We start from the raw sequence: 16,398 nt of genomic DNA, 5'->3' as shown, positions 1-16,398 counted from the left end.
CCCACAACGGGAATTATCGCAATTGTACCCCAAGTATTGCTATGAATCATTAACTTGGCTCATTTGCAGAGAAATTTTCTGATAAATTTACTATGAAATTTTGCCAAGAAATGTTTCTTTTATTGAGTTACAATTTAGCCAGTTAAATTTCCTTTAGATTTATGAGTAAAAAAATGATCACATTTAAAACAAGCTTAGGCGAAATTAAAATTGAATTAGATTTTGATAACGCACCTGTTACCGCTAAAAACTTTCAACAATACGCTGAAGACGGTTTTTATAATGGCACAGTTTTTCACCGTGTTATTAAAGGTTTTATGGCGCAAGGCGGTGGTTTTGCATCAGGTATGGACGAGAAAGACAGCCGTGAATCAATTCAAAACGAAGCAAATAATGGTTTAAGCAATACCCGTGGTACTTTAGCTATGGCGCGTACCCAAGACCCACATTCAGCATCAGCACAATTTTTTATTAACTTAGCTGATAACGACTTCCTTAACTTCAAAAGTGAAGATGTCCAAGGCTGGGGTTACTGTGTATTTGCTAAAGTGGTTGAAGGTATGGACATTGTTGACAAAATGACTCTAGTTGATACCGGTCGTTCTGGCTATCATGACGATGTGCCAAAAGAAGAAATACTAATTGAAGAAACTATCGTAGCGTAATACTTATACCCGCTTTACTTTAAGATGCAGATTTCAGCAAATTGAGAATGGTTTAGCTACCAAGCATGGATTGAAGAGAATAATTATTCTATTGTCCGAATCCATAACGCCGAAGATGACCCTTTACCGGCTTGCCCTTAGGGAGCTAAACTCTAAAACTGCACCTTGAAGTGGAACGGATATAAATACGCACGTTAACGCCATGAGCGAAATTTCTCACTTGAACAATAAATCAGCTTTAACTTATTTTATTGCTGATTTACATCTCGCACAAAACAGGCCCGATATAACGGCCTGTTTTTTAGCTTTTTTGAAAAACGAAGCACCTAATGCACAAGTATTATATATTTTAGGTGATTTATTCGAATACTGGATTGGCGACGATGACGATAGCCACTTTATTCTAGACATATCTCAAGCGATAAAAGCACTGTCAGCACTTGGTTGTAAGATTTATTTTATTCATGGTAATCGTGATTTTTTATTAGGTAAACGCTTTGCTAAGCAATCAGGTATGCAACTATTACCCGAGGTCACCTTAATAGACTTATATGGTAAGCCGGTGATTATTATGCATGGTGATACCCTTTGTACTCGCGATGTTAGCTACCAGGCTTTTCGTAAAAAGTCACGTAGTTGGTGGTGGCAAGCGATGATAAAAAGCTTACCTTTATTTGTTCGACGAAAAATTGCTAATAATTATCGTGACCAAAGTGCGACAGCCACAGCGATGAAATCACAAGAAATTATGGATGTTACGCCCAGCGAAGTTGTTCAGTGTTTAGAGCAATACCAAAGTCAGATTTTGATCCATGGCCATACGCACAGACCTGCGATACATGAAGTAAAAGCCAACAAAAAAGCAGCAAAGCGAATTGTACTGGGCGATTGGTACGAGCAAGGTGCTTGGCTGAAAGTCACGCCTGATACCATGGAATTAATGGACAGCCCATTTGAAGTCAACAAGTCATAACAGTTTTTTCTGAGCACATTTTATCAGCATACTAGTGGTGATAAAATGTGATTTAAGTAAAACCCTCCCGGCTAACTCTATTAATTACCCTAAATGTCGCTACTGTTCATCATCGATGCTCATGGACGTATTAATGTAGTGGCATCATGATCTTACATAGTTGTAAGTTATTAGCGTAATGCAGCCACAATAACTTAAATGGCTAAGCGCGGCCATGTGATCCTGGCATAGCATTCATCTTGAATATAAAAAAGTGCCTGAACTTTCATTCAGCACTTTCATTGATAGAGCTAATAACTGCCTAGGATTGCTCACTACTTAGGCAGTTGGCTACTTACCCAGTCATTCACTCTTCGCTCTAGTATCGCTAATGGCATAGCACCGCCACCAAGCACGGTATCGTGGAAACTTCGCATGTCAAAACGATCGCCGAGTGTTAGCTGAGCATTTTCACGTAATGCTAATATCTCCAGCATGCCAATTTTATAGGCGGTTGCTTGACCTGGCAGTACTAAATATCGACGCACTTCAGAAACAATAGCTTCTTCAGCAATAGGTGTTTTTTCTTTAAAGTAAGCAATAGCTTGCGCTTCAGTCCAGCCTTTTGCATGTAAACCCGTATCAACCACCAAACGGACTGCGCGCCACATTTCATTCACTAGTCGACCAAAATCAGAAAAGTCATCTTGATAAGCGCCCATCTCTTTCGCTAGCAATTCAGCATATAAACCCCAACCTTCGCTATAGGCAGTAAAGTTAGCTTGCCGACGAAACTGTGGCACTGATGTTAGCTCTTGTGCGATGGAAATTTGCATATGATGGCCCGGATTACCTTCATGGTAAGCCACGCCTTCCATTTCATTTTTTGGCATGGCTGACATATCAGATAAATGTGCATAATAAACCCCTGAACGACTACCGTCTGGCGTACCTGGGTTGTAATGTTGAGCTGCACCATCTTGTTCTCTAAAGGCTTCTACACGCTTAACCACTAAATCAGCCTTTGGCAACAAGCCAAAGTATTGTGGTAGTTGCTCATTAATAAAGCCTAAGTAAGCTTCAGTATCACTAATATAACCCTGCCGCCCTTCGTCAGTATTCGGATAAAAAAATTGTTCATCCGTTTTGATAAAATTAAAAAACGCGGGTAAGTCGCCTTCAAAACCAACACGGTCTTTAATCGCGATCATCTCATCGGTGATACGCGCGACTTCTTTAACACCAATATCATAAATTTCATCTGCAGATAATTCAGTGGTTGTTGAAGCGCCGATCATATAATTATAAAATGCTTGACCATTTTTTTGTGATGAAACGCCTGTTGCGTTACTCACTGTGTTGACTATATCACTTTCAAACCAAGCAATTAACGCTTGGTAACTTGGTAAAAAAGCTTCAAGCAGTTGTTTTTTAGCGTCTGACTCTAAAGTTTTTGCTTGTACTGCCGTAATTTTTTTAGCGTCAACTAGCGTTTTAATTTTTTGCTGAGCATCTAGCCAAAGTGGCGAATCACTTGCGCTTTTTTCATTTGAAAATGGACGACCCGTAATCAAATTACCGGCCTGTTCAATAACGCCTTCGTAAGCAAATTTTGGTGGCCGTGTACCTAACGCAGCATTTTCTTTTGCTCGCAGCAATAATTGACTAATTGCTATACTAATACCGCCAATACGTTTGATATATGCCTGCATATCGCTTAACTCATCAACACGATGAAAGTTAATTAAAAACTGCGCGGCAAAGGCTTGAATGCCATTGAATTGAGTAAAGATATAATTATTATTGTTAAACTTTTGGCTGGCTTTAGCTTGTTCATATTGATAAAGCCAAATATCGTATGAGATTTTAGCCTCGGCGGTTAGTTTGTTGTAATCAAAATTCGCGCTTAACTCAGCAACCGTTGCCGCTTGCCATGCCAATTGCTTTTGCTCAAAAGCTTCCGTCATATCATTGATTTGATCGTACTGCTCTTTCCGCCCTAAAAACGTCAACATTATGGGGTTGCTTTGCAGCTGCTCTTCATACTTAACCGCAAACCATTCATTTAATCGTTGCGACTCGCTAAGTTTATTTTTTTCAACCTGTTGAATTACCGACACTTCGGTCAGTGCTTGAATGGAATTTTGTGTTGAACTATTAGGTTGGCAGGCAGATAAACAGGCCACAGCTGCAACTAATGCAATTATAGTGCGCATCAATTATTTTCCTTATTATTGTATTTTATATAAATATCATATTCATAGGCAGCGCATTAAAACGCCTGTTAGCAGTCTAGCGAGTTATGATAAAAATTAAAAATTTTATCCGACATTATTCACCATTGGCTAGGTATAAACCCTAGAACCGAAAATATATAAGTCGGTAATAGGGTTTTAATTATTCAATGTAATATAGAGAGGGAGGGGGTAGTAACGGTTGCCTTTAGTCATTAGTGAGCAAGTTAACAGCTAAGGTGGTTTTCGCCGCTAAAATGATGGTGCACCGCTATGAAATTTAAAATCATTATCTGGGCTGATGATTAATTGGCTTTCTACCTCAGCAAAGTAAGCAATACGACTATCAACTTTGTCACTTTGTTCTGGACCTGAAATTTCTTTTGCCAGTGTTAGGTAGTCTTGATAATGTCGCGCTTCAGAACGAAGTAAAGAGATATAAAAGTCACCCAAGCGTTTATCAACCAATGGCGCCAACATAGCAAAACGTTCACAAGATCTTGCTTCAATATAAGCACCAACAATTAATTTGTCGATAAGTGCATCAGGTTCGAAGGTTTTAACGTGCTTTAACATGCCTTTAGCATAGCGACATGGGGTAATACTACGATATTCAACACCATATTCATCCATAATTTCTAAGACCTGATAAAAGTGATGCAGCTCTTCTTTTATTAACAAGACCATTTTATCAATCAAACTTTGCCCATAAGGAGAATTTGCTTTTGGGATCACTGACTTTGTCAGTTTATTTTTAGTTGCTAATGAACGCCAATCACCTTCTCGCTTGTATATCAGGGTTTCAAAAGGTTGTAACCAAGCTAATAGTGCATCACCACTGGCTTTATCAACCACATATTTTCGAATGAAAAACATCGCAGATTGTGCGGCTTTAAGCTCGCAAATTAAGTGATCAATTAAAAGAATCGACAAGTTTTCTTTTTTTGCTGCTTCATCAAGCCATGCTTGTGGTGTTTCACATGTTAAGAATGACTTGATTGGGGCTAAGAGGTTTTCTGTGGTCACAGGTAAGGTATCTCGCTATAGGCTTAGAAATCATGGCTATTTTATCATGAATTTATGAGTGGGAATATTGGTAAATCATGGGGCAATTTTTCTCTATGTAACAAACCAAACAAGGACTAATTCGCCGCTATTAAGATATGTTATGTGCATACTTCTAGCGTAGATAGATGTCTAAAGTAACTAAAACATGCTGATTAAACTTGTTTCAACAACTCTGCTTACGCGTTATTAGTGTTACCTTTGATAGAGTAGTTTCATACCAATAAATCCGTTTAGCTATTTTGCTGCGCTATAAAGGCTAAAGAGTGTTTATTAAAAACATCTGGGCTCTCAACATTACAGACATGACCACATTGATGAATGGTATGTAATAAACTATTTTTGTGTCGCTTAACCATTTCTTTGACCGGCTCTAGAAACATATGGTCTTCCTTACCCATAATATAAAGAATAGGTATGTCGATTTCCTTCTCTTTGAAGTAGCGCATTAAAGGGTTAACATCCATAGCTAATTTAAACCAACGAATAAATTCTTTCTGGCACAAACGTTTAGCTTCGCGAACAAATAAATGACGAGATTCTTTATGGCGTTTTTTCGGCATCATAATAAAAGCAAATAAACGGTACAACCACATATAGGGTAAACAATGTTTAAAGGTATTGCCTAAATAAACTAAAATATTACTGCGCACATTAAAACGTGTAATAGCACCACCTAAAACCATACTTGATACATACGTAGGTGCAATTTCAGCTATGTTACGAATGATAATAGTGCCTAACGAAATGCCAACAAAATGTGCACAAGCAATCTTATTATGGTCTAAGACATCAATAATATCTTCGGAGACTTTATTAAAAGAATAATGACTGCCGACAAAGCTTTTTACTAACTGATTTGATTTTCCATGGCCTCTAAGATCCAACAAGAGCACATTATGCTGTTGTTGGAACGCTCTGATCTGACGAAACCATACCGCAGAGCTACCACCAGCTCCATGGACAAAAACCACCCATTCTTTACTTGTTTTATGTGGGTAAATAGTATGAAACAGAATTGGTTTTATCATTACTATAAGTGACCTGTTATATATACAAATTCAATATCGACGAGTATAACTAATTTAAAGATAAATCGCTCAAATACCTGCTGATGTTATGAGGCATCTGGTCTTAAGTAAGCAATATCGTCCTCATCATCAGCATGAAAGTCGTAACCGCCATCAAAGTCATCATTTAACTCATTAGCAACTGTGATAGGTAGCTCTAATATTTCTTGAATATAAATAGCGATATTTTCTTGCTGGTGAATAATACCTTTGAGTTCATTAAAATCCAATAAGGCTATCGCTTGAAGATCAGCTTTGGTTAATCGTGATAATTTTTCAGTAAAGCTAATAATACAACGCTCTATTTTAATCAACACTAGCTCTTTTTCTGTACTCAAAAGGTAAGTCGTTAATTGTTGATATAAGCTATGGGTAAAGGTCTTTTTCTCAGAATCAATCAGTAACAATGCAATAGCGCTGTTAAGAAATCGTTGTAATTCAAATTTCAATACCTCTTCATCACTATCAATGAGTATAGTACTAGCGCAATAGCTCGCAGCAATGGTTTTATAGACTTGTAAAAGCTTAGCGCTTTGGTAGCCTTCATTCACTAACGCGGCATGCATAAGGCGAATATCTGAGGTATCATTAATCGCCAAGGCATAGGAAAAAATAGCAATACTGTCGAAGTATGATGCTGATATGGTTTTTAACTGAGCATACTTTGCCCAGCCGGCCCTAAAGCAGTAAACTACACCATGGGTTTTTAGTATCGCCTTTGCTTGCTCAGTATCGTTATCACAAAGTTCTAATAAACCTAAGTTACTCATGCCTAATACAATTTCACAGCCTTTTTTTATTTGATCGGCATAAATTATTGAAAGATTATCAGAGGCTATCCTCAACGACATATCAATTAATTGTTGTTTGGTTTTACGCATAAATTCAGCGGTGAAATAGCCGTCATTTTCACCATCTTTTAATACTAAAAGTAAAAAAGGATGATTTCTTAACTTTGCAATGGTCATTGATGGATCCCAATCAATTAAAGCGTTTGATATTGGTGAGCTTGGCTTAAGCTTTTATCTTTATCTCTGCTGGCGCTTGTTTTATGCCAAGCAATAAAGAATATCTCTTCATTATGCTAAATAAACGACAAACAGCGTAAGCTAAGTAAATAACCTTGACCGTTTGCAGATAGCTTCAAAAGCTTAAGCTCAAATTTTTCATTGTTTATTAGAGCAACACAACAATATTTTTAATTGATGGGTTTTTGTTGTCCAAAGCTAAAGTGCGATATTCAACAGGCTCTAAATACAATATTTATACATTACAGTGGCGCGAACATATCGTCGGTGTCCATTTCAATAGCTGTAACACGATGTTTATTGGCATTTTGTTTTAGTGAATTTTCAATATTCTCAAGTGTACCATTGCTGCTAACTGTCATCACTTCACAATAAGCTTCTGCGCTTAATGTTTTTATTTTCATTAACAGTTCTTCAAGGCTGCCTGATGTTTGTTCTTCATCTTCTTCTAACTCAGAAAAATCGTGACCGATAAAAGGTAACGATAAATATAAAAGACCAAAATCGTCTTCCACAATAGCTTTTAATACTTCTAATTGTTTTTCTTCATCATCAGAGGAGAGAAATATTTGTGTTAATAAGCTGTGTGCTTCTGTTTGCGCACAAAACACATGGTCTTCATCGATATTTTGCCAGTATGATGGTTCCACGTTTAATAGTTGTTTAATTGAATCTGCATCCATTAACCAGGTGGCGATGGAAGGTATGGTGGCATCATGCTCTCGCACAATTTTAGCTACGGTTAAAATATCCATCTCTGTTAGTACCGCAAGCATTTTTTCATCTCCTTGTTCGGAGGCAATCGCTTCTAATGAGGTGCCGGCACGTCGACCACTCAGTTGTGCCTGTTCAATAATGTCGCTAGCAAGAATTAATGCATTTTTTGTCAAGGTCATTCCTTAAAACTTATATTTATTGAGTATTGAATAAAACTTTTATTTTTTTCAATGCAAATTTTATAAAATCTATTTTTTATCGCCTTAGTAGTTCTCATCATAGTCATTATATTCATCATCTGTGACTTGATCGTCTTCATCTACTTGCGTTCTTAAAGGTGTCGCATCATAGCGGTTATAAAAATGAATCAATAAAACAGCAATTTTTAGCTCTTGTTCGGCATGCGTCATTATCTCAGTAATACAAGTTCGAGCATCTGTATGAACCCCAACAAATGGTTTTACTTCATCCCATGAAGGCTCAGGGGTAAAACATATTTTTTCTAGGCTTTTACTGTCAATTTTAATTTTAGTGGATATCGCCATCGCTAATTGATCAACCATGCCAGTAAATAATAATGGCATTTGCTTTAATTGTTCAAATAGCGTCGCAACATAGTTTGATAATAAGTCAGGATTTTCAGGATCAGCTAACGAGGTGACATTCTCTAAATACAGAGAAAAATCATCGGTTAAATAATCAGGAATATTGGTTTCTAATGGCATTCTTTATTTCCTAATGGAGAAACTCATGTAAAGCTTAATAACTACCTAACTTAAAGCGCTTTGCCAAAAGGAGTCAGCAATTTCTCTAGGGTCAGTGATAACGGTATAGTTATTTTTTAAATATAAAGAGCGTTTTTTTGGATCCGCAATAACATCATAAGCCTGCTGAATTAATTGAAATTTATCTTTAGCTTCAACACTATCATTTCTGTCTGGATGATATTTATTAGCGAGTTTTCGATAAGCTTTTTTAATCTCTAAGGTGGTCGATACTCTACTAACACCTAACTGTTCAAAATAATCCATAAACCTTCAATTACCTTTTACTAGACCACATAAAATAACGGTTACCACAATAGCGCTAATTTTACCTTGACAGTTATATTATTAACACCATTATGTTTGCTTATTTATTGTTTGATAGTCAGATATTAATCACTATTTATTTTAACTGATTATTTCTTTGCAGTTTAATCGTTTTTATTAACCTGCTACTCAGCACAGATTATATTTCAACACCCAGCTATCTTGATAAGCGATTTTCGCAATAACTTACCTATCTGCTATGGCAATAAGGAGTAACTTTGCTTTGTCATTAATAAATTATGGACGTTTCAATAACTAAATAATAATTAATTTATACTAACAAGTATGCAAAGATAGCGTTAAAAGTCAGCAATTAACTAAAATAAAGCAGCACTATTTGTTATAATATTTCCTTAACAAGTTAACTTGACGAACTTATTTTTAATAAAAATATAGTGAATACCCTAATGAAAAAAACTGACGCTGAGTCACTAACAAAGAAACACCAAGCACTTACTCATAGTGAGCAAAAAACTGTGCTCTCACATGTGCAGCGTGAAGTTGACCATTGGTACCTAAATACCATCATGTTAAAGGGTATTGATGTACCTTTTAAGTATCGTAGAAAAAAACTTTATAAGTCGTTACATAACCAACAAGTCAATATTACCTATTATGCAACTAAAGAAACGGTTGCAGGTTTTGAACTTGAAGTCATGAAGATTGTGCGCATTAAAGTCTGCTAATCATTTTCTGTCTAAAAGCCAAATTAGCAGACTGATAGATGGCTAAAAAAATATATTTACGTCTAAATATCAAACAAGCCTTGACGAATCCCTCTTCATCTTACATAAATAGCATATCAACAATAAAAAAAATAACGTTGATTTAAAGTCAGGTCGCAGATTTTTATTTATATCTGCAATATTTTGGGGTACAGAGAGAGGTACATAACATGATCTTAAATCATATCTGGGGGCTTTATACTGCACCTAAAAAAGAATGGCAAACTATTGAGAAACGTCACGAAAGCTTAACCTATTCTATGGTGCATATTCTCACCATAGCCTTAATTCCGGCTATTTGTGGCTATTATGCTACTGCGCATATTGGCTGGGCAATAGGCGCGGGCGACCCGATTCGATTAACTGAATCAGACGCAATTTTTATGTCGATCGCTATGTATATTGGTTTAATTGTAGGTGTACTTTCCCTAGCAGTTTTAATTCAATGGATGGCAAAAACCTTTGATTCAACACCAAACTTCACCCAGTCATTAGAGCTAGCAGCATATGCAGCAACACCTTTATTGATGGTTGGTTTAGCTGCGCTATTTCCAGTGCTTTGGTTTGTAACTCTAGCCGGGTTAGCCGCGCTGTGTTACTCGGTATATCTGCTTTACTCAGGTGTACCTATTATGATGAATATACCTGAAGAAAAAGGCTTTATTTATTCGAGCTCTGTTGTAACTTGTGGCCTAGTACTCATTGTGGCACTCATGGCGGCAAGTGCTATCGTTTTTAGCTCTGGCTTAGGTGTTGAATACATTAGCTAACAGCATAAAATAAACATCGTTGTGCTTTCACATCTATGTGATCACGACATACCTTTCTTCCTGAATATAAAAAAACCGCTTAATTAGCGGTTTTTTTATATCAAAAATTTAAATTTTAAAATTTAGGTAATTATTCTGAACCTTCATTATGCATATCAATTATTGAGTCAGCATTTTTATCAGAGGTTTCTTTAGTGTCGTTATTACGCAAAGCGTCTAGTCGGTCTAAATAGCTTTGATCTATGTCCTTAGTGACATATTCGCCATTAAAAACTGAGGTTTCAAATTCAGTAATATCTGGATTTTGTGTTGAAACAGCCGCAACCAAATCTTCTAGTGTTTGAAAAATCAATTTATCTGCACCGATAAGCTCGCAGATGTCGTCCAGTTCGCGACCATGAGCAATCAACTCATTAGCACTTGGCATATCAATGCCGTAAACGTTAGGGAAACGAATCTCTGGTGCAGCTGAAGCAAAATAAACTTTCTTAGCTCCAGCGGCACGAGCCATCTCAATAATTTGTCCTGACGTTGTGCCACGTACGATAGAGTCATCAACTAACAAAACATTTTTGCCCAAAAATTCTGTACCAATGGCATTAAGCTTTCGACGTACTGATTTTTTACGCAGCTCTTGTCCCGGCATAATAAAAGTACGGCCAATATAACGATTTTTAACAAAACCTTGGCGATACGGAATATTAAGGTGACGGGCAATTTCTAATGCGGTATCACAAGAGGTTTCTGGAATGGGAATAACAACGTCAATATCGATATCGTCCCATTCTTTGGCAATTTTATCTCCCAGCTTTTTACCCATTTCAACGCGAGAACCGTAAACTGAAATTTTGTCGATAGATGAATCAGGACGAGCAAAATAGACGTATTCAAAAATACAGGGATGAAAGGATGGTTTTTCAGCACATTGTTGGCTATGAATTTGACCCGATTCAGTGAAGAATATCGCTTCTCCAGGAGCAACATCACGCACAAACTCAAATTCGTTAGCATCAAGTGCTACCGATTCAGACGCCACCATGTATTCAACTCCTGATGGTGTTTCGCGCTTACCAAATACCAAGGGACGAATACCATTAGGATCACGAAATGCCACCATACCGTAGCCAATAATCAAAGCAACCGTAGCATAGGCACCTCGTACACGTTTGTGAACGTTGCTTACCGCTTTAAAAATATCACTTGGGTCTAACGTATGTTGCTCTGAATTTTGTAGTTCGTGACCTAAAATATTCAATAATAATTCTGAGTCAGATGTCGTATTCACATGACGACGGGCTTCTCTGTTAAGCCATAACTTTAACTCTTCGGCATTAGTTAAATTGCCGTTATGCGCTAGAGAAATACCAAAAGGTGAGTTGGCATAAAATGGCTGCGCTTCTGATGAACTTGATGTTCCTGCCGTTGGGTAACGAATATGACCAATACCCATATTACCTTGTAGACGTAACATATGACGGGTATGAAAAACATCTTTCACCAAACCGTTACCTTTTCGCAATCTAAAGGTATCATCGTGAATAGTCACGATACCTGCTGCGTCTTGGCCACGATGCTGTAATACCGTTAAGCCATCATATAAAGCTGTAACAACCGGTGTTTTACCAACAATACCAACAATACCACACATGAATCTTTTCTCCGACGGACTAAGTTTAAATACTAAGCTAAAAAACTTGATGATTGTTTGAGGTACTCAAAAAACCATTCAACTATTAATGTAAATTCTGGAACTAATTGTGAGTTTTGCCACCATGCTCTAGATGAGGCGGGCGTAAACGCATCCATAAAAAATAATACTGCAGCTATAATTAATACACCTCTTAACGCACCGAATACGATACCCAGTACCCTATCAGTACCAGACAAACCGGTTTTGCTAACAAGTTGACCAATGATGTAATTAATAAGCGCACCTAAAATTAAGGTGGAGATAAATAAAATAGTAATCGAGGCGGCGTTACGCAGCAGTTGATCAGAAATATTGGTGAGTTGGGTCGACAAGTTAACATAGAAGCTGCTAGCGACAAAAAAGGCGCTGATCCAGACAATTAATGAAACCGCTTCTTTGACAAAGCCACGCACTAAGCTAATTAAAGCTGAAATGCCAATGACAGCCAAAATGGTATAATCTATCCAAACCATAAATCGAATATTCTCATTGATTAGAGGCGCGCATTCTATCAGAAGGCGACTAGGATTTACTATTAGTTTTATTATTTAGCGGGATAAAAGCGAGCCACTTTACCTTGCACACTAGTCAACTTTTTCAATGCAGGTAACTGTGCTTCTAAGGATGACTTGATCAATTCAGGTCCAATACACACCTTGGTCAAGTTACCATTTTTGGTTTTAATAGGCTTAGTAAAGGTGGTGTAGCCTGCTTTTTGTAATTTACTGAGTAAGTCATCAACATTATTTTGATGACGAAAACTGCCCAATTGAATGACCCACGCCTGTTGAGCTATTGCTTTGCTAGGTGCTTTTTTTATGGGTTCAGTCACCAATTTTTTTGCTGACGCGACTGCCGGCACAGCTGAAAAATCAGGCTCTTTGGATAAAGTTGAGACAGTAACACCTTTTTCCTTAAGGGCTTTTGCTGAGTCGATAACACTTTGTTCGTCCAGTGCAAGCTCATCAGAAATAAACTCTACGGGCAAATTAGCCAGTTTTTCTTTTGGAAAGCTTTTATTGGCTTGCAAAAAGTCTACCTGAGGCGTGCTTGGAATTGCCTCAAAGTTATCTTGGTAAGTTTTTTTCTCTCCATCAAGTACATCAGGTAAAAATATGATGGCGATAGCTGCAACAATAATGGTACCCACTAAACGATTTTGAAATGGTGTAGACAAATTAGACTCCAGGCATGGCTAAACTAACAAACGTCTTATTTCAGCAACCGTATAGAAAGATCCGAAAACCAGAATGAGATCAGTTGCTTTTGCATTCTTTTTAGCCATTTTAAATGCCTGAGAGACATTGTCAAAACAATTCACCTTAGCCTGGTCTATTTCTATAGATTCAAGGATTTTTTTTGCTTTACAGCCTCGGTTAATATCAAGCGTACCCATATACCAATGCGCAACTTCTGGTAATAGGGGGGCTAAGGTGTTGGTGATATCTTTATCTGCCAACATGCCTAATACGGCATGAACCTTAGGATAGTTTAACTGCTGCAATTGTGCTGCTAAATATCGCGCCGCTTGTGGATTATGCCCAACATCTAAAATAACATCGCAATCGAGAATAAATTTTTCCATTCTCCCAGCGACTTTTGTTTGAGTAATAACCTGATTGATAAAAGCACTATCTAACGATAAGCTGAGTTTCTCCGCTAAAACACTTAACACCATAATAGCTGTTGCAACGTTGTCTTGGGGGATTTGGCAAGAAGTAAGTGCTGAAAAAACATGGTGACTACTGCGCCAATGCCAAGTGTTATCATCACCTTGTTCAACAGTAAATTTTTGCTCGCGAGAATACGCTATAGCACCAATATCGTTAGCGTGAGTAATTAATGAGCTAGGTGGATTATTATCACCCACTACCACCACTTTATTTGCCCGCATTATGCCCGCTTTTTCAAAACCAATAGCTTCTCGCGTGTTACCCAAAAATGCTTGGTGATCTAAGTCAATAGTAGTGATGACGGCAATATCAGCGTCGATCATGTTAGTGGCATCTAAACGTCCACCTAAGCCAACTTCAAGAATAATAACCTTGGGCTGTTCTGCCATTAAAATCAACAAAGCGGCTAACGTAGTGTATTCGTAGTAGGTTAAGCTAATATCGCCACGGGCGCTTTCTATAGTTTCAAAAGCACTAACGAGTGCATTGTCACTAACTTCACAGCGATTAAGGCGCAAACGCTCATTAAAGCGCTCAATATGAGGTGAGGAGTAAACCGCACAAGTTAAGTTTTGTGCTAAAAACGCATTTTCTAAAAAAGCACAGGTAGTGCCCTTGCCATTAGTGCCAGCAACAGTAATCACTGTTGACCTAGGAAAAGCAATGTTAAGATTTTTCGCCACAGCGGTAATACGCTTTAAGCCAAGCTCTATTTCGACTGAGTGAATACTTTCTAAATAGGAAAGCCATTCAGTAAGATTTTTTCTTTTTGAATGGCTTTGAGTCATTTTTGACATGAGTTTACCGTTAGACTGCTGGGCTATCTTGTCCCATAAACTTAGCAAGCATTCTTGCTAAAGTACTACGCATTTCACGTCGGTCGACAATGATGTCAATCGCGCCTTTCTCTTTTAAGAACTCACTGCGCTGAAAACCTTCAGGTAGTTTTTCACGTACCGTTTGTTCAATAACGCGCGGGCCGGCAAAACCAATCAATGCTTTGGGTTCAGCCACGTTAATATCACCTAGCATCGCCAAACTTGCTGAAACACCACCCATAGTTGGATCGGTTAATACTGATATATAAGGTAGACCTTTCTCACTCATTTTTGCTAAAGCTGCACTGGTTTTTGCCATCTGCATTAATGAAAACAATGCTTCTTGCATACGCGCACCGCCACTAGCAGAAAAACAAACAAAAGGTACATTATTTGCTAAACAGTACTCAACACCTTTAACAAAACGAGCGCCAACAACAGACGCCATTGAGCCACCTAAGAAGCCGAATTCAAATGCAGCAACAACAATAGGTTGCCCATGTAATTCACCGCTCATTACCACCAAGGCATCTTTTTCACCGGTACTTTTTTTCGCAGCAGAAAGACGATCTTTATAGCGTTTTGAGTCTTTAAACTTGAGAATATCTTGTGCTTCAAATTCTTCACCTAGCTCGACTCGCTCGCCTTGGTCAAGAAAACCGTCAATGCGTTTACGCGCAGAGATTCGCATGTGATGATCACACTTTGGACAAACCGACATCTGTCGGTCTAACTCAACTTTATATAGAACCGCGTTACAGCTAGTACACTTACTCCAAACACCTTCTGGAATATTTCTTTTTTGTGTCGACTTTGCTTTTGGGAGAATCTTTTCAATCCAGCTCATAATATATTTTTGCCTATACACGAAAGATCTAATAATTGTTTAAAATACAACCACTAAATATAAAATTTTTGCTAATACTATGAATTAAACCATAGAACACCTATATAATTATAGGAAAAACTGGTCTGTTTACTTCTAATGCTTGATTATAGTAAAAACAATGGTCCTGGGTTGCGCTTTGGAATGCCAAACTCCTCAGGGTAATCAACATCAACAAAGTATAATCCAGCCGACGGTGCTGTAATACCAGCAACACAACGATTTTTTGCTTCTAATACCTCTTTGAGCCAACTAACTGGTTTTAGTTCCTGACCCACTTTCATCAAACTACCCGCAATATTTCTCACCATATGGTGTAAAAACGCATTACCTTTAACATCAATAATAATAAACTCACCTTGGCGAGAAACATTACAATGGTGCAAGGTACGTGTTGGAGAGTGTGATTGACAATGCACCGTTCTAAACGAGGTAAAATCGTGTCGACCCACCAAATATTGTGCGGCTTGATGCATTAAATTTTCATTAAGTGGAAAATGACAAAAGCTAATACCAGAACTTAAAATCGCAGACCGTAACCGATTGTTATTAATAATATAACGATACCGTCTAGCCGTTGCACTAAAGCGCGCATGAAAGTCATCATTAACCTCTTTCACCCAAGATACCGCAATATCTTTTGGTAGGTTAGTATTAACGCCTAGTGTCCAAGCAACATCTTTACGGACTTTATCGGTTTCAAAGTGAATGACCTGATTAGTTGCACTGACCCCAGTATCGGTTCGGCCTGCGCATACTACCTCAATGGGTTCATTTGCTATTTTTGATAAAGCCTTTTCTAATGACTCCTGCACACTAATAACATTCTTTTGTCTTTGCCAACCGTAGTAGTTACTACCATCGTATTCTATGCCTAAAGCGTAACGCATTTTATCCTCCACTGCTAAGATCACGACATTATCTATTATTTTACTGATTATTACCAAGTGACTATTGGGTAATGACCAATAAAATAATGAATTATACCCATTTGATTAATTAAGTGATCATCTT

The 16,398-nt window shown here is 37.7% G+C and carries 17 protein-coding genes; 4 read left to right on the top strand and 13 right to left on the bottom strand.

The window, feature by feature from the left end:
* Positions 1-173 precede the first annotated feature (173 nt).
* On the top strand, positions 174-665 hold the full coding sequence (locus H4J46_RS04345; protein ID WP_182232309.1) for a peptidylprolyl isomerase: 492 nt from the start codon (positions 174-176) through the stop codon (positions 663-665).
* A 202-nt stretch (positions 666-867) separates the two neighbouring features.
* Positions 868-1,638: a UDP-2,3-diacylglucosamine diphosphatase gene (locus H4J46_RS04340; RefSeq protein ID WP_182232308.1), complete on the top strand. Its 771-nt coding sequence runs from the start codon at positions 868-870 to the stop codon at positions 1,636-1,638.
* A 314-nt stretch (positions 1,639-1,952) separates the two neighbouring features.
* On the opposite strand, the gene H4J46_RS04335 is transcribed toward H4J46_RS04340, so the two are convergent.
* The 7 genes from H4J46_RS04335 to H4J46_RS04305 all read right to left on the bottom strand — a co-directional run bounded on the left by H4J46_RS04335 (position 1,953) and on the right by H4J46_RS04305 (position 8,762).
* Entirely contained in the window at positions 1,953-3,833 is a 1,881-nt protein-coding gene (locus H4J46_RS04335; RefSeq protein ID WP_182232307.1) for a DUF885 family protein, read from the bottom strand.
* Positions 3,834-4,103: 270 nt separating this feature from the next.
* Entirely contained in the window at positions 4,104-4,877 is a 774-nt protein-coding gene (locus tag H4J46_RS04330) for a tRNA isopentenyl-2-thiomethyl-A-37 hydroxylase MiaE (RefSeq protein ID WP_182232306.1), read from the bottom strand.
* Positions 4,878-5,149: 272 nt separating this feature from the next.
* Complete coding sequence (locus tag H4J46_RS04325) at positions 5,150-5,947, bottom strand: alpha/beta fold hydrolase (protein WP_182232305.1); 798 nt, start codon at positions 5,945-5,947, stop codon at positions 5,150-5,152.
* Between the two features lie 86 nt (positions 5,948-6,033).
* On the bottom strand, positions 6,034-6,954 hold the full coding sequence (locus tag H4J46_RS04320; protein WP_182232304.1) for a DUF6178 family protein: 921 nt from the start codon (positions 6,952-6,954) through the stop codon (positions 6,034-6,036).
* 302 nt (positions 6,955-7,256) lie between these two features.
* Positions 7,257-7,910 (bottom strand): hypothetical protein, encoded by a 654-nt coding sequence (locus tag H4J46_RS04315; protein ID WP_259365674.1) that lies wholly within the window; start codon positions 7,908-7,910, stop codon positions 7,257-7,259.
* Between the two features lie 84 nt (positions 7,911-7,994).
* The gene (locus tag H4J46_RS04310) at positions 7,995-8,456 is read right to left on the bottom strand and encodes a hypothetical protein (protein ID WP_182232302.1); all 462 of its coding nucleotides are present in this window, start codon (positions 8,454-8,456) and stop codon (positions 7,995-7,997) included.
* A gap of 45 nt (positions 8,457-8,501) precedes the next feature.
* Entirely contained in the window at positions 8,502-8,762 is a 261-nt protein-coding gene (locus H4J46_RS04305; RefSeq protein ID WP_182232301.1) for a DnaJ domain-containing protein, read from the bottom strand.
* Between the two features lie 467 nt (positions 8,763-9,229).
* On the opposite strand from H4J46_RS04305, the gene H4J46_RS04300 reads away from it, so the two are divergent.
* Positions 9,230-9,508, top strand: coding sequence for a hypothetical protein (locus H4J46_RS04300; protein ID WP_182184995.1), 279 nt, complete (start codon positions 9,230-9,232; stop codon positions 9,506-9,508).
* Positions 9,509-9,717: 209 nt separating this feature from the next.
* Positions 9,718-10,317, top strand: coding sequence for a Yip1 family protein (locus H4J46_RS04295; protein ID WP_182232300.1), 600 nt, complete (start codon positions 9,718-9,720; stop codon positions 10,315-10,317).
* A gap of 130 nt (positions 10,318-10,447) precedes the next feature.
* Here the strand turns inward: H4J46_RS04295 and purF are convergent, their stop codons facing one another.
* From purF to truA, 6 genes are all read right to left on the bottom strand, one after another.
* Positions 10,448-11,965 carry an amidophosphoribosyltransferase gene (gene purF, locus H4J46_RS04290; protein WP_182232299.1) on the bottom strand — a complete coding sequence of 506 codons (1,518 nt, stop codon included), beginning with the start codon at positions 11,963-11,965 and terminating at the stop codon, positions 10,448-10,450.
* A 32-nt stretch (positions 11,966-11,997) separates the two neighbouring features.
* Entirely contained in the window at positions 11,998-12,480 is a 483-nt protein-coding gene (locus H4J46_RS04285) for a CvpA family protein (protein ID WP_182137008.1), read from the bottom strand.
* 71 nt (positions 12,481-12,551) lie between these two features.
* Positions 12,552-13,184, bottom strand: a complete 633-nt coding sequence (locus H4J46_RS04280) for an SPOR domain-containing protein (RefSeq protein ID WP_182232298.1) — start codon at positions 13,182-13,184, stop codon at positions 12,552-12,554.
* Between the two features lie 18 nt (positions 13,185-13,202).
* Positions 13,203-14,477, bottom strand: a complete 1,275-nt coding sequence (gene folC / locus H4J46_RS04275) for a bifunctional tetrahydrofolate synthase/dihydrofolate synthase (RefSeq protein WP_182232297.1) — start codon at positions 14,475-14,477, stop codon at positions 13,203-13,205.
* Positions 14,478-14,487: 10 nt separating this feature from the next.
* Positions 14,488-15,345: an acetyl-CoA carboxylase, carboxyltransferase subunit beta gene (gene accD / locus H4J46_RS04270; protein ID WP_182232296.1), complete on the bottom strand. Its 858-nt coding sequence runs from the start codon at positions 15,343-15,345 to the stop codon at positions 14,488-14,490.
* 146 nt (positions 15,346-15,491) lie between these two features.
* Positions 15,492-16,274 carry a tRNA pseudouridine(38-40) synthase TruA gene (gene truA / locus H4J46_RS04265; protein ID WP_182232295.1) on the bottom strand — a complete coding sequence of 261 codons (783 nt, stop codon included), beginning with the start codon at positions 16,272-16,274 and terminating at the stop codon, positions 15,492-15,494.
* Between the last annotated feature and the right edge of the window lie 124 nt (positions 16,275-16,398).

Origin of the sequence: Colwellia sp. MB02u-6 (genome assembly GCF_014077095.1) — a bacterium.
In the GTDB taxonomy this organism is placed as follows: domain Bacteria; phylum Pseudomonadota; class Gammaproteobacteria; order Enterobacterales; family Alteromonadaceae; genus Cognaticolwellia.
The sequence above is the reverse complement of the archived record's forward strand: the minus strand, read 5'-3'. Positions and strand labels throughout refer to the sequence as shown.